This is a genomic window from Hafnia sp. HMSC23F03, assembly GCF_001816025.1.
Lineage (GTDB): Bacteria > Pseudomonadota > Gammaproteobacteria > Enterobacterales > Enterobacteriaceae > Hafnia > Hafnia paralvei.
Genome location: NZ_KV824235.1, coordinates 1 through 25398 on the forward strand (window position 1 = coordinate 1; position 25398 = coordinate 25398).

At 49.6% G+C, this 25398-nt stretch carries 22 protein-coding genes; 18 read left to right on the top strand and 4 right to left on the bottom strand.

Features of this window, described 5'->3' with window-relative positions:
* The first annotated feature begins 723 nt into the window (after nt 1–723).
* From hybO to hybE, 6 genes are read left to right on the top strand one after another with little or no spacing between them, the layout of a single operon-like run.
* On the top strand, nt 724–1878 hold the full coding sequence (gene hybO, locus HMPREF3091_RS17970) for a hydrogenase 2 small subunit (RefSeq protein WP_008814001.1): 1155 nt from the start codon (nt 724–726) through the stop codon (nt 1876–1878).
* Between the two features lie 2 nt (nt 1879–1880).
* Nucleotides 1881–2861: a hydrogenase 2 operon protein HybA gene (gene hybA, locus HMPREF3091_RS17975; protein WP_070717699.1), complete on the top strand. Its 981-nt coding sequence runs from the start codon at nt 1881–1883 to the stop codon at nt 2859–2861.
* The gene (gene hybB / locus HMPREF3091_RS17980) at nt 2854–4041 is read left to right on the top strand and encodes a Ni/Fe-hydrogenase cytochrome b subunit (protein WP_035503146.1); all 1188 of its coding nucleotides are present in this window, start codon (nt 2854–2856) and stop codon (nt 4039–4041) included. The genes hybA and hybB overlap by 8 nt, the downstream gene beginning before the upstream one ends.
* Nucleotides 4038–5741, top strand: a complete 1704-nt coding sequence (gene hybC, locus HMPREF3091_RS17985; RefSeq protein WP_070717703.1) for a hydrogenase 2 large subunit — start codon at nt 4038–4040, stop codon at nt 5739–5741. The genes hybB and hybC overlap by 4 nt, the downstream gene beginning before the upstream one ends.
* Nucleotides 5741–6235, top strand: a complete 495-nt coding sequence (locus HMPREF3091_RS17990; protein WP_070717705.1) for a HyaD/HybD family hydrogenase maturation endopeptidase — start codon at nt 5741–5743, stop codon at nt 6233–6235. The genes hybC and HMPREF3091_RS17990 overlap by 1 nt, the downstream gene beginning before the upstream one ends.
* A complete protein-coding gene (gene hybE / locus HMPREF3091_RS17995) occupies nt 6225–6728 on the top strand; it encodes a hydrogenase-2 assembly chaperone (RefSeq protein ID WP_004092220.1) in 504 nt (167 codons plus the stop codon). The genes HMPREF3091_RS17990 and hybE overlap by 11 nt, the downstream gene beginning before the upstream one ends.
* Nucleotides 6729–6789: 61 nt before the next feature.
* On the opposite strand, the gene HMPREF3091_RS18000 is transcribed toward hybE, so the two are convergent.
* Genes HMPREF3091_RS18000 through HMPREF3091_RS18010 form a run of 3 tightly spaced genes read right to left on the bottom strand, consistent with a single transcriptional unit; the run spans nt 6790 to nt 9639 of the window.
* Nucleotides 6790–7506 (bottom strand): DUF554 domain-containing protein, encoded by a 717-nt coding sequence (locus HMPREF3091_RS18000; protein WP_035503148.1) that lies wholly within the window; start codon nt 7504–7506, stop codon nt 6790–6792.
* 36 nt (nt 7507–7542) lie between these two features.
* Nucleotides 7543–8130 (bottom strand): UbiX family flavin prenyltransferase, encoded by a 588-nt coding sequence (locus HMPREF3091_RS18005; protein WP_070717709.1) that lies wholly within the window; start codon nt 8128–8130, stop codon nt 7543–7545.
* Between the two features lie 9 nt (nt 8131–8139).
* Nucleotides 8140–9639 (bottom strand): UbiD family decarboxylase, encoded by a 1500-nt coding sequence (locus HMPREF3091_RS18010; RefSeq protein WP_070717711.1) that lies wholly within the window; start codon nt 9637–9639, stop codon nt 8140–8142.
* A 222-nt stretch (nt 9640–9861) separates the two neighbouring features.
* Between HMPREF3091_RS18010 and HMPREF3091_RS18015 the strand changes: the two genes are divergently transcribed.
* Entirely contained in the window at nt 9862–10767 is a 906-nt protein-coding gene (locus HMPREF3091_RS18015; RefSeq protein WP_070717712.1) for a LysR family transcriptional regulator, read from the top strand.
* An 88-nt stretch (nt 10768–10855) separates the two neighbouring features.
* Here HMPREF3091_RS18015 and HMPREF3091_RS18020 read toward each other — a convergent pair whose 3' ends face one another.
* Nucleotides 10856–12322, bottom strand: a complete 1467-nt coding sequence (locus tag HMPREF3091_RS18020) for a C69 family dipeptidase (protein ID WP_070717715.1) — start codon at nt 12320–12322, stop codon at nt 10856–10858.
* Between the two features lie 312 nt (nt 12323–12634).
* On the opposite strand from HMPREF3091_RS18020, the gene HMPREF3091_RS18025 reads away from it, so the two are divergent.
* From HMPREF3091_RS18025 to HMPREF3091_RS18075, 11 genes are all read left to right on the top strand, one after another.
* Nucleotides 12635–13138, top strand: a complete 504-nt coding sequence (locus tag HMPREF3091_RS18025) for a DUF1097 domain-containing protein (RefSeq protein WP_004092231.1) — start codon at nt 12635–12637, stop codon at nt 13136–13138.
* Between the two features lie 138 nt (nt 13139–13276).
* Nucleotides 13277–13630, top strand: coding sequence for a hypothetical protein (locus tag HMPREF3091_RS18030; RefSeq protein WP_070717718.1), 354 nt, complete (start codon nt 13277–13279; stop codon nt 13628–13630).
* Nucleotides 13631–13873: 243 nt separating this feature from the next.
* Entirely contained in the window at nt 13874–15196 is a 1323-nt protein-coding gene (gene menF / locus HMPREF3091_RS18035; protein WP_070717721.1) for an isochorismate synthase MenF, read from the top strand.
* Between the two features lie 268 nt (nt 15197–15464).
* Nucleotides 15465–17144, top strand: a complete 1680-nt coding sequence (gene menD / locus HMPREF3091_RS18040) for a 2-succinyl-5-enolpyruvyl-6-hydroxy-3-cyclohexene-1-carboxylic-acid synthase (RefSeq protein ID WP_070717722.1) — start codon at nt 15465–15467, stop codon at nt 17142–17144.
* Nucleotides 17141–17914 (top strand): 2-succinyl-6-hydroxy-2,4-cyclohexadiene-1-carboxylate synthase, encoded by a 774-nt coding sequence (gene menH, locus HMPREF3091_RS18045; protein WP_070717724.1) that lies wholly within the window; start codon nt 17141–17143, stop codon nt 17912–17914. The genes menD and menH overlap by 4 nt, the downstream gene beginning before the upstream one ends.
* Nucleotides 17915–17927: 13 nt before the next feature.
* Complete coding sequence (gene menB, locus HMPREF3091_RS18050; RefSeq protein ID WP_008813977.1) at nt 17928–18785, top strand: 1,4-dihydroxy-2-naphthoyl-CoA synthase; 858 nt, start codon at nt 17928–17930, stop codon at nt 18783–18785.
* A complete protein-coding gene (gene menC, locus HMPREF3091_RS18055) occupies nt 18785–19756 on the top strand; it encodes an o-succinylbenzoate synthase (protein WP_070717727.1) in 972 nt (323 codons plus the stop codon). Before menB ends, menC begins: the two co-directional genes overlap by 1 nt.
* Entirely contained in the window at nt 19737–21155 is a 1419-nt protein-coding gene (gene menE / locus HMPREF3091_RS18060; RefSeq protein WP_070717730.1) for an o-succinylbenzoate--CoA ligase, read from the top strand. Before menC ends, menE begins: the two co-directional genes overlap by 20 nt.
* A 358-nt stretch (nt 21156–21513) precedes the next feature.
* Nucleotides 21514–22056, top strand: a complete 543-nt coding sequence (locus tag HMPREF3091_RS18065; protein ID WP_070717733.1) for a fimbrial protein — start codon at nt 21514–21516, stop codon at nt 22054–22056.
* A 101-nt stretch (nt 22057–22157) separates the two neighbouring features.
* A complete protein-coding gene (locus tag HMPREF3091_RS18070; RefSeq protein WP_246840019.1) occupies nt 22158–24647 on the top strand; it encodes a fimbria/pilus outer membrane usher protein in 2490 nt (829 codons plus the stop codon).
* Nucleotides 24648–24659: 12 nt separating this feature from the next.
* Nucleotides 24660–25385, top strand: a complete 726-nt coding sequence (locus HMPREF3091_RS18075) for a fimbrial biogenesis chaperone (protein WP_246840020.1) — start codon at nt 24660–24662, stop codon at nt 25383–25385.
* Nucleotides 25386–25398: the final 13 nt, after the last annotated feature.

Consider the following 25398-nt stretch of genomic DNA (forward strand, 5'->3'; position numbering starts at 1 on the left):
GGAAAGGTCAAAATCAAAACAAAAAGCGTGGACGGTTTTTAGTTTAAGTCTTGGTAGGAAGAGCCGGCACGACAGGGATGTCGTGACGGAGTTTGGGGCGCCCTGGATGGGCGATACCAAACCGGAGCGGAGATGGCGTCTCGGATAAAAGCGCGCGAGTGCAGAGACCACGCGCTGGTGGTCTCTGCCCGTACGCCTTCATGGATGTATCAATGAAGCTCGGTATGGACAGGCGGGCGGAATATTACACACAGTGTATCAATGACGCTCGGTATGAACAGGCGGGCGGAACCTTACACAACGGTGACATAGATGACAGGCTGAACCTCACACGAAATCCCACAACCCACCCCTAATATTGAGAACCTCTCTATATCTTCAATAACCTTTAATATTTAACTAAAAATTTAAATGAATTTAATTTATTTAATTCTATTTTTTATTTTTAATAAAAACCACTCTCATTTAGAACACATCTATTCAATAAGAAAAATCATATAACAGTAATCAATATAATTATTTTAACGCTGGGGATAATAAAAATTGCGGAATATTTACGCTATTTAATTTCCGCTGAATCGGTTTTATTCACATAATTCGTGTTGACGTTAAGCTAATCCTTCTCAACTTGATAAAGATCAACCACAACTAGTGGGGTTAATCCTTAGCATTTGCTCACCTAAGCATTCCGCCAGACGAATGCGCATCTAAGGAATACTACGAATGGCTGAGGATAACTTTCTATCCGCTCACGGTGTGAACCGTCGTGACTTCATGAAGTTGTGCGCGGGTATGGCCGCCACACTAGGGCTAAGTTCCAATGCAGCGGCTGAAATGGCTGCGGCAATTACCGACCCACAGAGACCACCTGTCATCTGGATAGGTGCTCAAGAATGTACTGGCTGTACCGAATCGTTGTTGCGTGCAACGCATCCAACGATTGAAAACCTGATCCTAAATACCATTTCGCTCGAATATCACGAGGTATTATCAGCAGCGTTTGGTCATCAAGCCGAAGAAAATAAGCATAACGCGATGAAGCGTTACAAAGGCAAATATGTGCTGGTCGTCGATGGGTCTATCCCATTAAAAGACGGCGGTGTGTATTGCATGGTGGCGGGCGAACCTATTGTCGATCATATTCGCCGTGCGGCGGCTGATGCGGCAGCAGTCATTGCTATTGGATCTTGCGCTGCATGGGGCGGCGTTCCTGCCACTGGCGGAAACCCAACCGGTGCGGTGAGTCTTGAAGAGGCTATCGGCAAACCGGTGATCAACATTCCGGGCTGTCCTCCTAACCCACATAACTTCCTGACTACCGTAGTGTATTACATCACCTACGGCAAACTGCCTGCTCTGGATAGCAAACATCGTCCCCTGTTTGCCTATGAACGTTTGATTCATGAGAACTGCGAACGTCGTCCGCACTTTGACGCGGGGCGTTTTGCCAAAGAGTTTGGCGATTATGGTCACCGTCAAGGCTGGTGTTTGTATCACCTTGGCTGTAAAGGGCCAGAAACCTACGGTAACTGCTCAACGTTGGAGTTCTGCGATATTGGCGGCGGGATCTGGCCAGTCGGTATCGGCCATCCTTGCTATGGCTGTAATGAGCAGGGGGTTGGTTTCACCAAAGGCATTTTCCAGCTAGCGAATGTAGAGAACCCGACGCCGCGCGTGGATAAACCTGCTGTAGATAACCGTGAAGGCGGGCATATTTCTCCAACGGCGACGGGCCTTATCGGCGGTGCCTTGGGGATATTGATTGGGGTTAGCTTGATGACGGTGCGTGAGCTTGGCCGCCAGCAAAAGCGCCATGAGTCCGAGCGCAAAAACGCAGAGAAAAGTCACTCTGAGCACCATGATTCACGGGGGGAATAACCGTGAACAGAAGAAATTTTATTAAGTTTGCCTCTGCCGGAGCGCTGGCAGCAGGTACGGTGACATCAGGTACTGCGCATGCGGTGGAGAACAAACCGCCCATTCCAGGTGCAGTTGGCATGCTGTATGACTCAACGCTGTGCGTAGGCTGTCAGGCCTGCGTGGCGGAATGTCAGCGCTTGAATAAAAACCAGATCAACCCAAACGGCCCACAAACGTGGTCTGACAACGACAAACTAACGCCCTATACCAATAACATTATTCAGGTATGGAGTGATGGTTCTGGCGTGAATAAAGACCAGGTCGAAAACGGCTATGCCTACATTAAAAAACAGTGCATGCATTGCGTTGATGCTAACTGCGTGTCGGTGTGTCCGGTGCAGGCGTTAAAGAAAGATCCCAAAACAGGCATTGTGCACTACGACCCAGACGTCTGTACGGGCTGTCGTTACTGCATGGTTGGCTGTCCGTTTGACGTACCAAAATATGATTATCACAACCCGTTTGGTGAGATTCATAAGTGTCAGCTGTGCGATCAAAAAGGGCTAGAACGCATTACCAAAGGCCAATTACCGGGCTGTGTTGAAGTTTGCCCAACCGGAGCGGTGATTTTCGGTACCCGTGACGATTTGTTAGCCGAAGCGAAAAAACGGTTAGCGGCCAAACCCGGTATGGAATATGCCTATCCGCGTCAGACATTGACCGGCGGTGACAACTATTTGCATCCGCTTGCCAACTATCAGCCTTATGTTTATGGCGAAAAAGAGGGCGGTGGGACGCAGGTATTAGTGTTGGCCGGTGTGCCATACGAAAATCTGGGCATGCCAAAACTGGCTGAACTCTCTACCGGTGCGCGCTCCGAGCACATTCAGCATACCGTGTACAAAGGCATGATCTTGCCGCTGGTGGTTCTGACGGGTCTGTCAGTACTGATTCGTCGTAACACCAAAAATCACCATGACGGAGATGATGACAATGAGTGAACATAAGGCCAGTCCGTTAGGCGGCCGTTTAGTGAGTTGGCCGGTAATGGTGATGGCACCCTTCGTGGTGCTGTGCGGTATTTTCATCCTCAAACGATTGATCTTCGGGATCGGCTCCGTTGCCGATCTGAACGGAGGTTATCCATGGGGCTTGTGGATCTCGTTTGACCTGTTAATCGGCACCGGTTTTGCCTGTGGTGGTTGGGCACTGGCGTGGGCGGTATATGTCTTTAACCGTGGCGAATACCACCCGCTAGTACGCCCTGCATTGTTGGCGAGTCTGTTCGGCTATTCGCTGGGCGGCTTATCCATCACCATCGACGTCGGACGTTATTGGAACCTGCCCTATTTCTACTTGCCGGGTCATTTCAATACGTCCTCGGTGCTGTTTGAAACCGCGGTATGTATGACGGTGTATATCGGCGTCATGGCGCTGGAGTTTGCCCCCGTTGTGCTGGAGAAGTTTGGCTGGAAAGTGCCAATGAAGTGGCTGAATAAAATCATGTTCTTCATTCTGGCTTTAGGCGCGCTGCTGCCAACTATGCACCAATCCTCAATGGGATCGCTGATGATTGCGGCGGGGAATAAAATCCATCCGCTGTGGCAAAGCTATGAGCTGTTGCCGGTCTTCTCACTGCTAACGGCCTTTATTATGGGCTTCTCGATTGTGGTGTTTGAAGGCTCATTGGTGCAGGCGGGTCTGGCGGGAAAAGGGCCTAACGAAAAACCTCTGTTTTATCGCTTAACACAGGTTATCGACATCTTCCTGATCCTGTTTGTAGCGCTGCGCTTCGCTGAAATTGTGCTGCGTGACAAATCAGAATACCTCTCACAGTGGAATCGCTACTCCATTTCGTTCTGGTGTGAAATTGGTCTGATGCTGTTCCCGCTGCTGGTGTTCCATTGGGATAGATTCCGTCGCGACTCGCGTATGTTATTCCTTGGCGCATTAAGCATGCTGCTGGGAGCTGCGCTGTGGCGTATGAACTATTCATTACTGGCGTTCAATCCGGGCAATGGTTATCACTATTTCCCAACGCCAGAAGAGATTTTGATTTCGGTCGGCTTCGTGGCGATTGAAGTCTGTGCCTATTTGTTGCTAATCCGGGTTTTACCGGTATTGCCATCGCTTGAACGTGTACATAAAGATTATCAGGCCCGAGGGAAAGCTAAAGTATGAGTCAACGTATCACTATCGACCCGATCACCCGTATCGAGGGCCATCTGCGCATTGACTGCGAAATTGAAAACGGCAAGGTAACCAAGGCTTGGTCGTCTGGCACCATGTGGCGCGGGATGGAAGAGATTGTAAAAGGCAACGATCCGCGCGATGCGTGGATGATTGTCCAGCGCATTTGCGGCGTATGTACCACGATTCATGCTATTGCATCGGTACGTGCGGTAGAAAATGCGATTGGTGCCGAAGTACCGGTCAACGCACAATATATCCGTAACCTGATCGTGGCGGCACATAGCATCCACGACCATATCGTACATTTTTATCAACTTTCTGCGCTGGACTGGGTGGATATCACCGCCGCGCTGAATGCCGATCCGAAAAAATGTGAAGCGATGCTGAAAGGTGTTTCAAGCTGGTCGCTTAACAGCTCGGAAGAGCTTGCCAAGGTGCAGCAGAAAATTCGCGATCTGGTTGCTAGCGGCCAGTTAGGGATTTTTGCGAACGGCTATTGGGGTCACAAAGCGATGAAACTATCGCCAGAAGTGAACCTGATTGCGGTTGCCCACTATCTGCAAGCGCTGGAGTGCCAGCGTGATGCTAACCGTGTAGTCGCGATTTTAGGCGGTAAATCTCCGCACATTCAGAATCTGGCTGTGGGCGGCGTCGCTAACCCAATCAATTTGGATGCGCCGAGCGTGCTGAATCTTGAGCGTTTGATGTACGTGAAAATGTTCATTGAGCGTTTGGGCGAGTTCATCGAGCAGGTTTACAAGGTTGATGCGGCCATTATTGCGGCTAACTATCCTGAGTGGCTCTCGTTGGGTGAGGGCGCAAAACACTACCTAAGTGTGCCAGAGCTGCCAACCGATGCCAAAGGCGGAAGTTTCCTGATGCCGGGTGGCTATATCGAAAATGGCGACATGAGCAACTATCGCCCAATCACGAGCCACCAAGATAAATGGCTGATCGACGGGATTGCCGAAAGCTGCAAACACTCATGGTACAAAGATGATGCCATCTTAAAACCGTGGGAAGGCAAAACGGAACCGAACTACACCGGCTGGCAGGATGAAGGTAAATACTCGTGGGTTAAATCCCCAACCTTCTACGGCAAAGTGGTTGAAGTGGGGCCGCTGGCCGACCTGCTGGTTAAACTGGCGGCGAAGCACCCAGATACCGTTAAACACTTCAATGAGGTTAACGGACTTTACAAGACGCTGAACGGTAAAGAGCTGCAAACTGAACAACTGCATTCCACCATGGGACGCATTATTGGTCGTGCGGTACGCTGCTGTGTGCTGAAAGATACTCTGCTACAACAGTGGCAGGCGCTGATTGATAACATTGGTAAAGGCGATCACGTGGCCTTTATCAAACCAGAAATTTTGGCTGATAAAGAGTATCGCGGCGTAGGCTTTGAAGAGGCTCCACGCGGTATGCTTTCACATTGGATCGTTATCAAAGGCGGCAAAATCGAGAACTATCAGGCGGTGGTACCGTCAACATGGAACTCCGGCCCACGTAACACCAACGATGAACCGGGGCCTTATGAACAGGCTTTGATCGGCACTCCTATTGCGGATATTGAAAAACCGCTGGAAGTGGTGCGTACCGTTCACTCCTTTGACCCTTGTATGTCCTGTGCGGTTCATGTGGTTGATACGCGCGGTGGCGAAGTCACCAAGGTTAAGGTGTTGTAATGAATACGCTGGTCTTAGGCATCGGTAATCTGTTGCTCAGCGATGAAGCGGTGGGTGTTCGCATCGTTGAACGTTTAGAGCAGGACTACCGTTTTCCAGAAGGCGTTGAGTTGATGGATGGCGGCACGGCTGGCATGGAGCTGATGGAGTACATGGCGAGCCGCGATCATTTGATCGTGGCCGATGCGGTGCTTAGCGATGCTGAACCCGGCAGCGTGCTTACGTTACATGACGATGAAGTGCCCGCTTTTTTCAGCCGAAAAATTTCGCCGCATCAGTTGGGATTATGCGATGTGCTTTCGGCACTGCATCTGACCGACGAGTTTCCAAAGCGTCTAACGCTAGTGGGCGTTGTGCCGCAGTCGCTGGAACCGTACATCGGCATGACTCCAACGATTGAAGCCGCGGTGCCAATTGCGATGGATCGTATTATTCAAATCCTGCGCGAAGATGGCTGCACGTTAGAGCACAGAGGAGTGTCGCATGACTGCTAATTCTATGGCTGATGCGATTGGTGCAGATGAGTTTTGGGGATTTGAACACAATCCCACAAAACTGCTGATTGAACAGTATCAGCACATTGCACAGCAAGAGATGGCGAATCTACCGTTTTATCGTGCAGAAATGCCGATTAAAGTAGAGATGCAAGAGTATGAAGGCCAGTGGCTGGGAACGGTATTAACGCCGTGGATGCTTAGCGTGGTGATTTTGCCTGGACCCGATCAGGTTTGGCCACTGCGTGCATTGGGCGAGCGTATCGCGCTTTCACTACCGCGTGGTGATATGACGTTTATGGTGGGAGAGTTGCCGCAAACAGGGCAATTACTCTCCTGCTCTTTGATGTCGCCGATAGAGCCACATATTAGTGCCGCAGAAGGCGAAGCGTTAGCCAGTGATACGCTGAAGATGCTGCTATCGTTGCCGGTGCAGGATCAGGCGACGCCTGTCAGCGTATCTCGCCGAGAACTGTTCATGCGTAAAAAGTAGTCGTCAACGCAGTCATGCATCGTAATAACGAAGGCCGGTATTTACCGGCCTTTTGTTTTAACTAAGCCACTAACGTCATCCAAAGCCAAGAAAAAGGCATCACCAAGATCAATCCCGGCAGCATATTGGCGACAGGGAATGGTTTTATATTGCAGATGCGTAAGCCTGTTGCAATCATAATCAGTCCGCCCGCGCAGGAGAAATCGGCCATCATTTCTGGTGTCACCATTGGCAGAATAAATACCGCTAACATAGCAAGTGCCACTTGAATGATGATGAGCGGAATCCCGATGGTCATCACGGCATAACCCAACATGGTGGCAAAAATACCGGCGGTAAACAGATCCAATACGGTTTTGATATACAGAATCGAAGGATCGCCGGTCATTCCCTCATGCATGGCGCCGAAGATACCGGTTCCGCTGGCACAAAAGAGCACCAGTATGGCAACAAACTTCTCGGTGAACTCTTCATGCGATAAGCCATGAACGGGAGGGAGATATTTATTGACGATCCCTCGGGTAGAGCCCGCCGCTTTACCAATCCCTTTTTCGAGAAAAATGAGCTCGCCGATTACAGCGCCCAACACCATTGCCAAAACAACGGCGGGCATGTATTTCACCTTAATAACTAAATTAATCCCCAAGCCCACGGAACAAAGTCCAAAGGTGAGGGGAAGCGCGGTTTTAACACGTTGTGGAATTTTATGGCCTGCCAAAGCGCCAATGAGTCCGCCCACGATCACTGCAGTTCCGTTTACATAAGGTCCAATCAACATCGAGTTTTCCTTTCTTAAATCAATTCCTTGACCCAATCATGCTAAGTGTTGGAGTTTGCCTTCACCCCAGCGCGGGATTTTATTCAGTTCAATGCCAAATAGATCGAGCGCCCGCGCAACGCTGTGGCTGATAATTTCATCCACACTGTGAGGCCGCTGATACAGCGCCGGTACTGGCGGGAAGATGATCCCTCCCATTTCAGTCACTAGCTGCATATTGCGCAAGTGACCAAGATTGAGCGGCGTCTCTCTTGCCAGCAATACCAACTGACGCCGTTCTTTAAGCACGACGTCGGCAGCGCGGGTCAGCAGATTGTCTGTCATGCAGTGAGCGATCGACGCGAGGCTACGCATGGAGCAGGGAGCCACCAACATACCGAGTGTGCGGAAGGAACCGCTGGAAATCGCCGCGCCCAGATGTGTGACTGGGTGCACAACATCAGCCAGTGCCATCACTTTATCCAAAACGTAATCGGTTTCTAGCTCACAGGTTTTCTCTGCGCCTTTGGATATCACCAAATGCACCTCCAGATCTTCTCGATCCTTCAGTAGCTCTAGGGCTTTCACGCCATACTGAAAACCGGAGGCTCCACTTATGCCGATGATAATACGTTGCGTCGCCATCGTGGCTCCTTATTCGAAATCGGGTAGAAAACGTTTCACATCCAGCTCTTTGAAACGAGAACGTTCAAAGTGCGCTTTCAGATGGAAAGGTACCGTACAGTCGAAAATGGTTTTACAGGACATACCTTCCTGCAAAATTGAAGGGCTATAGTCTGGCATTTGAGAAGGATCTAAAGGATGGCAGCGCACTCCTGGGATAAAGACCGTATCGACGTCGCCCTGATAGCGGGTTTGCATGGCCCACATCACGTCGTCGCTGTCGAAAATATCAACATCTTCATCGACCAGAATCACGTGTTTCAGCTCAGAGAAGGCTGAGAAAGCCAGCAACGCGGCTTGGCGTTGACGTCCTTCGTCGACCGGCGCTGATTTTTTAAACTGCATTACCGCTAATAATTTTCCGCCACCGGCTGAGTGAGCAAAGACGTTGAGAAGCTTTCCTGGCATCGCTCGTTCAACCATATCCAGAATACTGGCTTCGGTTGGGATACCGGCCATATTGACATGTTCCTCGCCCGGTCCGATGGTCGTGCGCCAGATGGGATGGTATCGATGCGTCACGGCCTTGACCTTAATCACGGGCAGCGCATCTTTGGCCGCGCCGGTATACCCCGGAAATTCAGGCATGGCTTTACCGGTATTGGTATTTTGATCTTCGCGAACACGTAGGTTTGGCAAGAGCTCGCCTTCAATCACGATCTCGGCGTGAGCAATCGCTTTTTCATTGATGGTTTTACATTGCACCATTTCAACAGCATGACCGCGCAGTGCCCCCGCAATGCTTAACTCATCAAAACCGAGCGGCGTTGTTGGTGGTTCAAAACAGGCAGCAATTTCGATAGCGGGGTCTACGCCGATGCTGATAGAAATGGGTAAGGGTTTACCCTGAGCCTCAGCTTTCATACGGAACGCATCAATATGGCGACCCGGCGTTAGCCACATAGAAAGCTCGTCGCGGCTCTGTACGCACAGGCGGTGAATAGTGATGTCGGATTCATGAGTGTCGGGATCGGAGGCGTAGCAAAGGCCCATGGTGATATAAGGCCCCGCATCTTCTTCGGTATTGGTTGGCGCAGGAAGAAGTTTGCGTAGGTCGAAATCAGCATCTTCAGCAAAATGAGTGACCTGCTGGCATACCGCTTTATCAGCGCTGACCGTAACCGGCTGAATCGCATTTTTGACAGAGTCTTTCAGCAAGTGTCCCAGTCTTTCCGGGGCACAATTCAAAAAATGACCGACGCGTTTACGAGAGCCGTTCAGGCCAATCGCAACGCTGATGTCATCAAAACCTTTAATTTTGTTAAACACCATGGCGGGACCATTCTTTCGCGTTGGTCGTTGGCAAGTCCCGCCAGCGCCAACATAGCGGTAAACGCCGGAGAGCTCTGCGCACGGATCCACTTCAACATTCGTAGAGACAAGTTCCCCCGGCTGATTTTTTAAAAACTCAAGCGCTGAGCGTAAATCATGAATTGGATTTTTAATTTTATTATCCGCATTATTAGCCATAATATTTTCACCTTAAACTGGAATAGATGTCCTCTATAGATATATTCCCCGCATCGTCGTGTGACAAATACCGTTTAGGTGATAGACACTAGATCAGAAGGGTATTAGTAATAAATACGTTAAAAGTGTTGCGCTAATGTTTTGTGTTGAATTTTATTTTATGCGAGGTCAAAGTGTCAGGATCCTCTAGTCTTGGGTGGTATAAGAATCGGGAAGGACAGTATGGATCTCAAAAGGCTAAAGTACTTTTGTAAAGTCGTAGAGCAAGGCTCGATTAGTCAAGCCGCGCGTGTGCTGAATATGGCGCAACCTCCTCTGAGTAAACGGATACAGGAGCTTGAGGAAGAGCTTAATGCACCGCTGTTTGTCCGCAATGGAAACCGGCTTGAGACGACTGATGCGGGTTATTATCTCTATCACAAAGTCTGTGAAATATTACGTCAGGTGGAAGATACCGCACGTGAAACGACAAAAATATCGAATCGTGAAACGCAAATATTACGTATTGGGCTAACGCATTTATTTCAAAACTATTTTAAACCACTGCTGTTGGAATTACATCGCCGCTACCCAGAGGTGGAATTAAATATATCGGTTCTTGATTCGAGCCATCTGGAATCTCATTTAAATGATAGTTTGATCGATATTGCTCTTATCCAGAAACCACGAAAAACCGAGGGTTATGATTGTCTCGTTTTTTCGCCGGTGCCTATCGTGGCGGTCATTGCTAAAAAGCTGCTGCCTGACGTTCCACAAAGCCCTTTTCCCTATTTGGAGCTGAGTCAATTTCCGCTCGTTTTATTGCACCGAGCACGTGATGCTGGAACTTATGAAATCCTGCTGGATCACTTCCGCAAGGGAGGGAAAGAGCAACGCGTGATTATGCAGGTTACCCAACCGGGAGTGATCCTTGACTGGTTGGAGTCGGGTCTAGAGGCTGCCACTTTGTTACCTGCTTCAGAAGTCGATGCCAGAAAGCTTCCCCACTGCCATGTGGTCGACGTTTTTCCATCGCCGCAGGTGTTTTTTCCTGCGCTGGTGAAAACGTCGATGGCGCCTTATACCCAAGAGGTGATGGACATTATTAAAGAAGGCTTTCCCTTCAAGTTATCTAAAGAGATTAAGTGATACTGAATGATGTGATATTGCGGACGGTGAGCGTTTAGCTGGGAGCGAGATTCCCCCAGCCAAACGTGTTGAGGTTTCTAAGTGGCGATTAAGCCCCTTCGAAGTGATATTTCATATCGGTATCGTGGGTCATCTGGGTAATAACCTGCTGTGTTAATTTATTGGTTAACGCTAAGGCATCGGCCATGACTTTATCTTCAAAGCTCTGCAACACTTTTTGAGCCTGCTGTGGATGGGCCTGATAAAGTTTCAAATACTCTTTTTCCATGGATGCTTGCTGAGTGGCGGTATTCTTCTCAAATTCGGCGTAGGCTTTTTCTACCTCTGGCGCATAGGCGTTGTAGTTTTGCATCACCAGCGTTTGCAGCGTGCGGTATTTCCAACTGACCGAGTCTTGGCTAGCGTTATCGGTACCCTTGTCGTAGCCCGGTAGATAATGTTCGAGTCCTTGATAATAGGGAATATATACGCTGAGCGATGGCATACCGATAGCGACATACTCGACTTCACCAATGGCTTTTGGCAGATCGGGACGTACCTGAAGGACATGAGATTCCTGTGTGCGGAATACTGAAATTGGGCGGTAGGGTTCCTTTGGATTGGCGTTAGCATACGGATCGTGCGAGGTGCCCTGATAGTGGTTGCGCAGTGCGGCCTGCACGTCAGCAACCGATATTTTATGCTCTGGCTGTAAGAATACGGGGAACGCGGTACCGTCTTTGATATCCGTTTTCAGGCTAGGATTGAACAGATGTTGCACTGTCCATACGCGTGGATAGTTGTAAGTGACATCATTTTCGACATCCTGTGAATAGGCTTTATGGAAATCAAACGCGCCGTCTTTGGGATTATATAAACCGTGTTTCTCGGCAAAGCTAATCAGAGTTTTTGAACCCAGATAGTTCGCAGTATCATCAGGAACATAGGTTCTTAAACGCCCTTGATTGGCCGAGACGAAATATTTATCGCTCGGTACTTTTGTTGCCATCCACTGATGGCCGCTGCCCGTTTCTAAATACCAGATCTCATGCTGATCGACAAAGGCAACGCCAAAGCCTTCACCAGCCCCTTTTTCTTCGATAATTTTGCCCAGCAGCTCCACCCCTTCGCGAGCGCTGTGGATCCGAGGCAGGATCACGTTTTCAATCGCGTCTTCGGTAATGCCGGTTTTTTCGACGTAGGGATCGAATTTAAGAACCTGCTGGCCATTGTAAATGGTTTCTGTTGCCGTCATACCCACGCCAGCCTCGTTAAAACCCACTTCACTCATTGATAGGTCGTGGGTGTCAAAATCAGAAATGGCGCTGTAGCGTAGAGAAGTTTCCGGTAGTGGGTAGGTAAAATCGTTAGCGTGTGACTTAAATTCGCCTTTCTGGTGTTCAACGCGCGGATGGACTAGAAAATGCTTAGGATTATTGGCGGAATAATCTTCATTACGAGCGACCAAAAATGAGCCGTCGGTCGATGCTTTATCACCGACCAAAATAGTGGTGCATGCCATTGCTGAAGGGATAATGAGTGCAGGCAGCATGGCAGCAATGATGTGTTTTTTCATTAAAATGGCCTTGAGGTTGCGGTTAAAAATTTTGTCATGGACGTAACCTAGACCTGTGTTTTTGAGAAGACAACGAACTCTGCGTGATTATTTCTTATTGAAGTGTCCGCATTTGTAGCCATAATCGTCAAAAAGGGTAGATTCTCAATTTTGTTAGCAAAAATGTGTGCTTAAAAAACCAGCTTTATTTGTGATTGAAATCACAATAAAATGTAATCACGCAAACATATCACTTGTAATTTGTGATTCCAGTCAACGAATAATCTGTTCCTATCGTTAAACTACTTTTTTTGAATACGTGAGATTTCCATCATGAATGTTTTGGTTGCTATCGCCATTACCACCGGCATCCTTTCTGGCATTTGGGGCTGGGTAGCGGTTAGCCTCGGTCTACTAAGCTGGGCAGGTTTTCTCGGTTGTACGGCCTATTTTGCGTGTCCACAGGGCGGGCTGAAGGGGTTTGGCATCAGCTTTTGTACACTCCTGAGCGGTGTATTCTGGGCTGAAGTGATTATTTATGGTGGGGCGTTACGCCCAGAATGGACGATCCTTGGTTATATCTTAACGGGCATTGTCGCTTTCCTTATGTGCATTCAGGCACAGCAGCGTTGGCTGGCTTTTGTACCCGGTACTTTTATCGGCGCCTGCGCCACCTTTGCGGGGAATGGTGATTGGAAGATGGTTGTTCCTTCACTGATCGTCGGTCTGGTGTTTGGTTACGCTATGAAAAATAGCGGTTTGTGGCTGGCTGCTCGTAAGCAAAATCGCGTGGCGCTGCCAACCGTTGATGCAGATAACAAGTCAGTTAGCTCGTAATCACTTTTCGCCCCAATCTGTTGCAGATGGCGGCTCCATTACCGTGTGAGTTCACGATTCCTTTCAAGTGATTTAATTTGCTTCTTGGGGGCTTTGAGGCTATTTAACGGTAATGGAAAAAATTGACGGGCAATTAGCATGGATGGATTGGGGATTGCTCTTTTTATATGCTCGGCTTTTCTGTCGGTCATTTATCTGATCATTCTATCAACGGTATGTCTCGATGCTCTCGGTGGTAGCCTGAAATGTCGCCGTATTTTGCTGTGGATTGAAGCTCCGCAAATCGCGGCAGTGGTTTTATTTTCCGCTGTGACATATTGGGGGTATGCCTATGGTGGCATGACTATCATCATTGTGTTTTCAGCAACGGCTATGTTTTTTTCACTCATCGTTGCGCTCTTGGTGAGTCGTTGGCTGGGACAGTCTTTTCACCTATGGATCGTATGCCACATCATCTTTATCACCATGCTATGGCATCTTATTTTAGGGTGAGCAGAAGGTCGTAAGCGCAGATTTTCATTACAGATTGATATCCTCTGCTCGCGTGGTTACTTCCGCCAGCCAAATATTTATGCAGAGGTAAAACAGGCCAGCCGATAGGGCGTCAAATGTTAACAGCTGGCGGGTTTTTCACCGATCACTCGCTGGCTGTGCTGATAACTCTTCTGGTTGCTTTCCTTCTTATTAATCCACCGTATAATTCCACACTTCTCCTTTTAGCCGCCCGAGGTTGTCGTGGTTCATCTTTCCGCTCTGGTAGAACGCATTATTCCTTTGTTACGCCAAGCCGCTGCCGAGCAATCGGGATTGGTACGCGTTGCGTTACCCTGTAGTTTGAAAGATGGCACCCAGATGCTCGAGTGGTTGGCCTCTCAGCCGCTATTTCCACAATTCTATTGGCGCCACCGAGATGGTGCTGAAGAGGCGGCCGTATGCGGTGCCGTATGTACCTTTACAGATGCTGAGCAGGCGCAAGAATTTATTCGAAAAAATGAGTGCCCGGAATTACGTATTTGGGGCCTGAACGCGTTTGGTCAGGTTGAACTGGATGGCTATGGCACAATCAACAGTCTGCTGTTTTTACCGCGCATTGCGCTAATGCGCCATGCGGGTAAGGCTGAGCTGGTGGTGTATCTCTATGGGGAAACGTCACTACAGCAGGATCTGGACATTGCGTTGCATGATTTGGCTGCTCTATGTCAGATCCAACCTCTGCCACCGTTGCAAACCATCGTGCTGGCGGCTCATCATCAACCTGGACACGATGCTTGGTGCAATCTGCTTAATCATGCGCTGGCTGAAATAGAGCATAAAGCATTTGAAAAAGTTGTTCTGGCTCGCCGCACCACGCTGAAACTTTCTCAACCGCTCCGTGCGGCTCAGTTTTTATCTGCCAGCCGCGCAGTGAATCATCGCTGCTATCACTTTATGCTGGCTCTTGCGCCGGAACGCGCGTTTTTAGGTTCATCACCAGAACGGCTCTATCGTCGCCAGCAGCTGTCGTTAGAGACTGAAGCTTTGGCTGGCACCGTCGCGAGTGGAAACAGCGATGCTCAGGCGCAGGAAAATGCGCAATGGCTGATGTCAGATCGTAAGAATCAGCATGAAAATTTGCTGGTGGTGGATGATATTTGCCAGCGTTTGCAGGGTGGCGCTCAAGCACTAGACGTTATGCCTGCTGAAGTGATCCGACTGCGAAAAGTGCAGCATTTACGTCGCCCGATCCATGCCACCTTGATTCATGACAACGACGCGGACTGCCTGCGTCGTTTACAGCCAACCGCCGCAGTGGCGGGCTTGCCTCGCGAACCGGCGCGCCAATTTATTATGCGCGATGAACCTTTCGATCGCGGATGGTATGCAGGTTCTGCGGGCTATCTGGCACTGGAACAGGCCGAGTTTGCCGTTGCACTGCGCTCGGCGTTAATTCAAGGCGATCATATCCATCTATATGCCGGAGCCGGTATCGTTGCAGGTTCTGATCCTGAGCAAGAGTGGCTGGAGATTGAAAATAAGGCGGCAGGGTTGAGAACGTTGTTGGAAACAGAGCTTTCATAGGCTGAATTATCGCTGCTCGGCCAGCGTTTCCTGCTGGCCAGACATACTCCCCTTAGCTGATTGTGGTCTTTGGAATGCTGGTGTAACATATTGCACCAATTATCCTGTTCGATTTTCTTTCAAAAACATAAGGTTACTTTACGTTATGATTTTGCAAGACCGTCGGGCAGCGAATAAATCATCGGTTTTTCCCCTCGCGGACTCAGATGAGTTTCTATGGGTGGGCTAAGCTGAGACAATCCTTTATCAACCAGACTGCTGAGCTGCCATGTCGACAAGTGTATTTAACCGCCACTGGGCCGCGTTGTTACTAGAGGCGTTAACCCGCCACGGTGTTCGCCATATCTGTATTGCTCCGGGTTCCCGCTCTACGCCGCTCACGCTGGCAGCAGCGGCGAATGCGCAGCTCATCTGCCATACCCATTTTGACGAGCGTGGCCTTGGTCATTTGGCGTTGGGGCTAGCCAAAGCGTCAGGTGAGCCGGTGGCCGTTATTGTTACGTCTGGTACTGCGGTCGCGAATCTCTATCCTGCACTCATTGAAGCGGGTCTAACGGGTGAGCGGCTGGTGATGTTAACCGCCGATCGCCCACCTGAGCTTATCGACTGTGGTGCTAATCAAGCCATCCGCCAAAACGGCATCTTTGCCTCTCATCCCCAACAAACGCTGAATTTACCACGGCCCACGCCGGATATTCCTGCGCGCTGGCTCGCTTCTGCCGTTGATAGCGCGATGGCGCAGCTCAGCCACGGTGCGTTACATGTGAACTGTCCGTTTGCTGAACCCTTGTACGGTGACGACGATGGTTCCGCTGATGCGTGGTCTAAAAGTTTAGGGGAATGGTGGCAGGATTCTCGTCCGTGGCTGCGTGAAACGAACGTGTATGCACGGACGACGGTTAAGCAGTTGGACTGGTTCTATTGGCGACAAAAACGCGGTGTGATTCTGGCTGGGCGAATGAGTGCAGAAGAGGGCGATCGCGTTGCCGAGTGGGCCGAGTTATTAGGTTGGCCGCTGATTGGCGATGTGCTGTCGCAAAGTGGTCAGCCGTTACCCTGTGCCGATCTGTGGCTAGCGAACCCCAAAGCGCAGGCGTTATTGGATCAGGCACAGGTGGTGGTGCAGTTTGGTAGCAGTCTGACCGGAAAACGCCTGTTACAGTGGCAGGCAAGCTGTGAGCCGCAAGAATATTGGCTGATCGATCCCTTAGAAGGACGTTTAGATCCGGCTCATCACTTTGGGCGTCGTGTTATCTCCTCGATTTCAGATTGGTTGGTTCTGCACCCCGCTCAGCCGCGTGCGCCGTGGGCACCTGAGCTGGAAATCTTAGCGGACACGGCGCAGCAGTGCGTCACTGAATATCTAGATGAGCATTTTGGCGAGGCGCAGGTTGCGCAGCGTATTCCCGAGTTATTGCCTGAAAATGGTCAACTATTCGTAGGTAATAGCCTGATTGTTCGGCTGATAGATGCTTTTGCTCAGCTTCCTGTGGGATATCCGGTTTATAGCAATCGCGGTGCGAGCGGCATCGATGGTTTAATTTCTACAACCGCCGGTGTGCAACGTGCAACGGCTAAGCCGACGCTGGCCATTGTTGGCGATCTTTCTGCACTTTACGATCTCAATGCGTTGGCCTTATTGCGCCATAGCTCAGCGCCAACGGTGCTGATTGTGGTGAATAATAACGGCGGGCAAATTTTCTCGATGCTGCCTACGCCGGAGGCCGAACGCGAACGTTTTTATCTGATGCCACAGGATGTCGATTTTCAGCATGCGGCGGCGATGTTCAAGCTGGCATATGCCCAGCCGCAGAGCTGGGATGAACTAGCCGACGCGGTACAACAAGGCTGGTGCCGCGCAGGGACGACCCTGATTGAACTGCAGGTTTCACCAAGCGAAGGTGCTGAAACACTGCGCGATCTGCTTGCTCAGGTGGCCGCGCTGTGATTCTGGCCGCCCACTTCCTGCCAGCAAAAACGGAAACGACTGAGCATCCAACGATAGTTTGGCTGCATGGTTTTTTGGGCAGCGGCGAAGAGTGGTTGGAACTTGCCGCGCAGTTGCCTAATTTCGCCCATTTGCTGATTGATTTACCCGGCCACGGTGGTTCGGCTGAGCGGGCGGTTGCGGATTTCGCCGCTGTGGACGCCGCGCTACGGGATACGTTGAAACGCTATGCTATCTTTTCCTACGCGCTTATCGGTTACTCACTGGGCGGGCGCGTAGCGATGTATCATGCTGTGCAGGGCGCGGAAGGGCTGAAAGCGTTGCTGGTTGAAGGCGGAAACCCAGGGCTAAAAACGCAGGGTGAACGCACAGCTAGAATTGAGCATGATGCACGCTGGGCAGAACGTTTTCGGTCACAATCCCTGCGCGAGGTTTTATCTGACTGGTATCGCCAGCCGGTTTTTGCCGAACTGAATGAAGCAGAACGCAAACGCCTTGTTGAGCTGCGCTCTGCTCAGGTGGGCGAGCCGCTGGCCGCGATGCTGGAGGCGACCTCGCTCGGCAAACAGCCTTTGCTCACGCCGTCGTTGAAAACGCTGGCGATCCCCTTTGTTTATTTATGCGGCGAGCGAGATGCGAAGTTTCAACAGCTTGCCGTGGAGTCTGACTTGCCAGTGCGTATTATTGCTGACGCCGGACACAATGCACATCGCGCCAATCCGAATGAATTTGTGACGCAGGTGCGTGATTTTCTTACCAAACATCTTTAACAGGAATCTGACTATGCTGTATCCAAGCGAACAAGAGCTGTATGCACCGATTGAGTGGCAGGACTGCTCTGCTGATTTTGAAGATATTCTCTACCATAAATCGGCAGACGGTATCGCCAAAATCACCATCAACCGTCCGCAGGTGCGCAACGCTTTCCGCCCTCAGACGGTTAAAGAGATGATTCAGGCGATGTCTGACGCGCGCTATGACGATCACATCGGTACTATCATTCTGACCGGTGCTGGCGAGAAAGCTTTCTGCTCCGGCGGCGATCAGAAGGTTCGTGGGGACTACGGCGGCTATAAAGATGCGAGCGGTACTCATCACCTGAACGTGCTGGATTTCCAGCGCCAAATCCGTACCTGTCCGAAGCCCGTCGTAGCGGCAGTGGCCGGTTATTCCATCGGTGGTGGCCATGTGTTGCATATGATGTGTGACCTGACCATCGCGGCAGATAACGCGATCTTCGGTCAAACTGGGCCAAAAGTCGGTTCCTTCGATGGCGGTTGGGGCGCATCTTATATGGCGCGCATCGTCGGTCAGAAGAAAGCGCGTGAAATCTGGTTCCTGTGCCGCCAGTACAATGCGCAAGAAGCATTGGATATGGGCTTGGTTAACACCGTGGTGCCATTGGCCGATTTGGAAAAAGAAACCGTGCGTTGGTGCCGTGAAATGCTGCGCAACAGCCCAATGGCGCTGCGTTGTCTGAAAGCCGCATTGAATGCAGACTGCGATGGTCAAGCAGGACTGCAAGAGCTTGCCGGTAACGCCACCATGCTGTTCTATATGACTGATGAAGGTCAGGAAGGACGCAACGCGTTTAACGAAAAACGTGAACCCGATTTCTCTAAATTCAAGCGTAACCCATAATGCGACAGGTCACACTTTACCGTTACAGCCTGCCCATGGATGCAGGCGTCATTCTGCGCAACCAGCGGCTAAAAACTCGTGACGGGTTGATAGTGTGCCTGCGCGAGGGTGAACATGAAGGCTGGGGGGAAATCGCCCCTTTGCCTGAATTTAGTCACGAAACCTTGGAGCAGGCTCAGGAAGCTGCTCTGACAGATTTGCAACAATGGCTAGCAGGTCACCCGCTAAGTGAAAATGCGCTGCCTTCGGTGGCTTTCGGCCTGAGCTGTGCGCTGGCCGAGCTCTCGGGCGAACTGCCGACGCAGGCGGATTATCGCAAAGCGCCGTTGTGCTCAGGTGATCCTGATGAGCTGTTTGCCGTGCTGCAGGCGATACCGGGCGAGAAAGTCGCTAAGGTGAAAGTCGGGTTATACGAAGCGGTGCGGGATGGCATGGTGGTTAACGTGCTGCTCGAGGCTTTGCCCGATCTCAAACTGCGTTTAGATGCTAACCGCAGCTGGACGCGCGCCAAGGCGGATGGCTTTGCTAAATACGTCAATCCTGAGTGGCGCAATCGTATCGCGTTTCTTGAAGAACCGTGTAAAACCCGCGATGAATCACGAGATTTTGCGCGTACAACGGGTATTGCTATCGCATGGGATGAGAGTGTACGTGAGCCGGATTTCCGTGTTGAAGCGGAAGAGGGCGTTGCAGCCATTGTTATCAAGCCGACGTTAACCGGCAGTTTGCAGCGTTGTCAGCAGTTGATTACCGAAGCGCATCAGGTTGGATTAGAGGCGGTGATTAGCTCCAGCATTGAATCTAGCCTAGGTTTGACTCAGCTCGCACGGGTCGCTGCGTGGCTGACTCCGGATACCGTTCCAGGCTTAGATACGCTCGATTTGATGCAGGCACAGCTCATTCGTCCATGGCCGGAAAACAACCTGCCATTACAGGATGTGGCTTCGTTAGATGTGGTATGGCGTTCCTAGTATGACAGCACCGATTTATCCTGTGTTTAGCGACTGGCCTTGGCAGCATTGGGCCAGTCAACGACCTGATAGCACCGCCTTATTGTTAAATGAAACGCCAATGAGTTGGCTGGCATTGAATGAAAAAATCAGCCAGTTAGCGGCTTCGTTTATCCTGCAAGGTGTTGTACCCGATGCGATAGTGGCGGTACGGGGAAAAAATAGCGCTGAGCTGCTATTCGCCTATTTAGCTGTTTTGCAATGCGGCGCGCGCGTCTTACCACTCAATCCGCAGTTGCCTGATACGCTGCTCGCCGAATTATTACCGAGCCTCAATGTGGGTTACGGTTATAGCCCTGAGGCTGATTTTTGTTGGCCTTCACCGATCAAAACGCTGGCGGTGACGCCGAGTGATGTCGTTTCGCCAATACGCGCTCTGCCGCAATGGCATTCGCAGCGCTTGGCGACTCTGACGCTAACTTCTGGTTCAACGGGAATGCCTAAAGCGGCTGCGCACAGTTTCAATGCACATCTTTCCAGCGCGAAGGGCGTGTTATCACTGATGCCGCTGGGGCCGCAAGATAGCTGGCTGCTTTCCCTGCCGCTGTTTCATGTCTCAGGGCAGGGCATTGTTTGGCGTTGGCTGTTGGCGGGTGCCTGCTTAGTGGTGCGCAATATGCGTTCTCTGGATGATGCTCTGCGCGGCTGTACACATGCCTCGCTGGTACCCACGCAGCTTTGGCGTTTGCTTCATCAGCCGGAAACCACCTTAACGCTCAAAGAGGTTCTTTTGGGTGGCGCAATGATCCCTGTTGATTTAACCGAACAGGCAGAACAGCGTGGTATTCGCTGTTGGTGCGGCTATGGTCTGACCGAAATGGCATCGACGGTGTGTGCCAAACGTGCCGATGCGTTGCCTGGCGTAGGGTTGCCGTTGCCAGGGCGTGAGATGAAATTGCAAGACGATGAGATCCTGCTGCGTGGCGACAATATGGCCTCAGGCTATTGGCGTGATGGACAACTGTTTCCACTGGCTGATCCCGACGGTTGGTTTCATACCCGTGACAGAGGGGAGATGCAAAACGGTGAGCTCAGGATCATTGGGCGATTGGATAATCTGTTTTTTAGCGGCGGCGAAGGCATTCAGCCTGAGGACGTTGAACGCGTATTGCTAGCTCATCCCCAAGTTCAGCAAGTTTTTGTGGTGCCCGTTGATGATCGCGAATTTGGTCAGCGTCCGGTGGCCGTCATTGAGCCACTCGCAGAGTTTGATTTCGCTGTATTGAACACATGGGTTCAGGGAAAACTGGCTCGCTTTCAGCAGCCTGTACGTTACTTACGTTTGCCTGAAAGCCTAAAAAACGGTGGGATAAAAATTTCACGCCAAGCTGTGCTCAATTGGGTTGTTTCTCAAAACTAATATTTTATTGGCATCTCAGCCGCCTTTTTGGAGTATGGCGGTTGAGGGTAAAAGATCGTCATTTTATTCAAAAAATATCTAGATTATTTTTTTTTTGATATCTTTACTTATATATAAATATTATAGGTGGCATCGGTTTCCTTCTCTGGTTTTTACATGAAAAACCATTGTATTGAATTTAAAGGTTTTATTTGTCTTCCCCCTCTATTTGTTAGAGGCGCTTAAACATGAAATAAAGTAGCTCGCATTCACTTCTTGTATTTATTACATTAAAATAATTCCTGAAGGACTATCAATTGAGATGGTTTTATTTAATTTCTAAATTGCATTTAATTTAATGCAGGGAAGGATTCATTTTATGAAAGTGAAATTGCTAGCACTCGCTGTTTTAAGTGTTTTACCTTTATCTTCTTTTGCTTCTGACGGAGATATTACGTTTACGGGGACGGTTACCGCCTCTTCTTGTCTGTTAGACGGCTTTAATGGCGGTGGTACTCGAAGTGCTTCAATGACATTGCCGAACGTCACGCCTTTATCATTTACTTCGGCAGGGGGTTACTCTGGTATGAAAGATTTTACCATTGAACTGAGGGAATGTGATACCACGACGTTTAAGAATGCTAAAGTGACATTTAGCGGTACTCCCGATGCGACAGATAATTCAATTTTAAAAAATACGATGGATACCGGGGCGGCAACTGGCGTCGGTGTGGCTATTTTAGAAAATGATGGCACAACGGTGATTGATATCAATGGCGGTACGCCGTCTAAAGCACAGGCGTTAACTACGGGTAATACCGAGCTTAAATTTAAAGTTGCGTATAAATCCACTACGACGCCTCAAACCATCACCCCAGGTAATGTGAAAGCTAAAGCATTTGTCGATGTCGCGTACAACTGATTTTGAAAATGTATTAGTTTAATAGTGGAATATTGTTTTTAACAAGCAGGCCTCCTTTGATTAGATATCATTTATCATTATTAATGAGAGCTCTCATCTTTGTGTCTGCTTTTTTTTCTTTTACATTGCATGCTGAAAATAATGAGGGTGCTGCATTTGACGCTGATTTTTTACGCCAAAACTCTCAGCAAATACCTCAACAATTTTATAACCCAGACCACGTTGATGCCGGTACAAAATCAGTTGATGTTGTTCTAAACGATCGCACCTTATTTAAAACGAATATTGAATTTATTTTGCTAAAGGGCAGGGATAATGCTACGCCGTGTTTGACTCAAGGGTTATTACACCAGATAGGCCTAGATCATCATTTAGATGAGTTGGCTAAAAATGGTAATGAAGTTTGCTACGACTTTTTAGCTAAATGGCCCGATGCCAAAATAAAGTATGACGAGGCAATGCAGCAGTTAAGTATTATTGCGCCACAGGCTGCAATGAACGTGAGCAGCCAAAGCGAAATGATTGACCCTTCATTGTGGGATAGCGGTGTCAATGCTTTACGCATGAGCTATTCAGGTTACGTCTATCATACTGAAAACCATGGTTCGGACGCTGATTCAGGCAGCGATAATACGGTCTATTTGAGTCTGAATTCTGGATTAAATCTGGGTAACTGGCGCTTCTATAGCTTCGATACTTTCAATAAATCTCAGATTGGTTGGGAGCAGAATCACGACCGTGCTTATGCGGAGCGAGATATTGCAGCGCTAGTCTCCCGTTTTACCGTTGGGGATGTGTATGCCAGTACTTCAAGCGATGTATTAGGCATTCTGCCTGTTCGCGGGATGACATTAGAAACCAACGATCAGATGTTGCCATCAGATATGTTCAGCTACGCTCCTATTATTCGTGGCGTGGCGCATTCCAACGCGCGCGTGGTTATCCGCCAGCGTGGAAATATTATCTATAGCAAAACAGTTGCTCCGGGCAGTTTTGCCATCACTGATTTAACCAACGGTCAAATTGGCGCTGATTTAAATGTCACGGTTGAAGAGAGCGACGGCAGTAAACAGGAATTTACCGTGCCCTATACGTCGTTGCCAAATATGCTGCGTCCGGGCACTTGGCGCTATAGCTTGACCGCTGGGCGCTATCGCGACAGCGGACTCTCTTACGATCCCTTAGTGACGCAGGGAAGTCTGCAATATGGTTGGGATAGATTAACCCTGAGCGATCTTGTGGTGATTGGTGAAGGGTATCAATCGATGGCGCTGGGCGGTGCCTTTAATCTTGGCGCTTTAGGCAGTGTCTCTCTGGATTGGGCATTTGAGAAGCATCAATCGGATACTGAGAATAATGTTAACGACGATGACGATAATGCACAGTCGGAAAAAGACTTAAGCGATAGCGGTCGTGCGCTACGAGTGTTGTATGCCCGTCGTTTTGATGACACGGATACCTCATTACAGCTGATGGGGTATCGCTATCAGACGCCAGATTTTGTCGATTTTCCTGAGTATGCCGACTGGCGCTGGGGAGATGATGATTCGCAATACCATCGCAAAAATGAAATACAAGCCACGATCAATCAAGGTTTAGGGGATTTTGGCAGCGGGTATTTGACGCTACAGCGCGATAGTTATTACGACTCGAGTGCGAAGGATACCTCCGTAACAATGGGGTATAGCTTCAATATTCGTTCAGTGAGCGTGAATGTGGATTACACCTATCAGGCGAATTCAGGCGATGGCTCTGAAAGCCCTGACCGCCAACTGTCGCTCAGTTTCTCCGTACCTCTGGATATGGGTGAAAAAAGAAGCCGTGATCTCTCTTTCAGCACCAATAACAGTAACCATTCAGGCAACTCACAGATGGCAACGGTTACGGGTACGGAGCTTGATAGTGCACTGAATTATTCGTTATCTGCTCAGCATAGCAGCGATGGTTATTCGCCGTCGGCATCGGTTTCTTACCGTAACAGCATGGCAAATATGAACGCCAGCGCGAGCGCAAGTCAAGATAGTCGACAGTACTCAGGCAGTATTTCTGGTGGGGTTGTGGCCTATCGCCATGGCGTGGTGCTTTCGCAGCAATTGGGGGACACCATTGCCATTATTGAAACACCGGGCGCGAAAAATATCAGTGTGGAAGGGCAGCCCGGGGTGTCCACCGATCGTTGGGGACATGCCGTTGTGCCGTCGATTTCGCCTTATCGCGACAATAATTTGTCGCTGGATACGCGCCACACTGAGGATAACGTTGAGTTGATAGACGGTGGGGATAACGTAATCCCTACTCATGGAGCGGTTGTCGTACGCCGTTTCCAAACAAAAATAGGACGCCGCGCTATAGTTATGTTGTCTTTATCCGATGGCAAACTGGCTCCATTCGGGGCTACCGCGTGGCAAGGTAAGGAGCAGGTCGGCATGGTTGCTGATAATGGACTGCTGTATCTCAATGGCATATTGGCCGATGGGGATACCACTCTGCATGTGACTCTGCCAAATGATGGTCAGTGTCAGTTTGTTTTACCTCTTGCCAAAGATGCATCCGCTCCTTGGTATCAACAAATTAATGCGGTTTGTCACTAAATTGAGATGGCTATGAAAAAATTGACCAAAATTGTAGTACCCGTTCTGGTGAGCATGTTGCTCTTATCGAATGTTGCCTCTGCGGCTGTTCGTCCCGCGCTTACGCGTGTTGTTGCGTTAGAAAGCGACAAAGAAACGTCGATCAAAATTTTGAATGACGATAAGACCCAAGATTATCTGGTTCAGTCTTGGATCGAAGATCTCAACGGTAATGATAAAGGTTTGCCGCTTATTTTGACTCCGCCGCTATTCAAAATTGGTGCGGGACGTGAAGGTAAGCTGCGTATGGTGATTGTGCCGGGCAAAATCCCTCAGGATCGTGAGTCGGTCTATTGGCTATGGATCCAAGAAGTGCCCCCTGTGAGTAAGGTACAGGGCAACCAGTTGCAAATTGCCGTGCGTACTCGACTGAAAGTATTTATCCGCCCAACGACGTTGACAGAAAAATCGGCGGATACACCGAACAAACTGCAATGGCAAGTGCGTCGTGAAGGGGATAAAGAGTGGATAGTGGCAAATAATCCAACTGAATATTACGCCAGTTTGTCAGAGCTTTCGGTTACCACAGGTGGCAAGTCTATTCCCGTCGTAGATAAAAATGCCATGGTTCCCGCAAAAGGTGAGATGCGTTACGCAGTACCCGCCGGCGTTTCCGGTAAATCGGGTGTGCTGAATTACTCTACCATCAACGATTTTGGCGGTGAGACTCCGGTATTGCATCAATCTTTATCATTTTAACGCGTCATTTAAC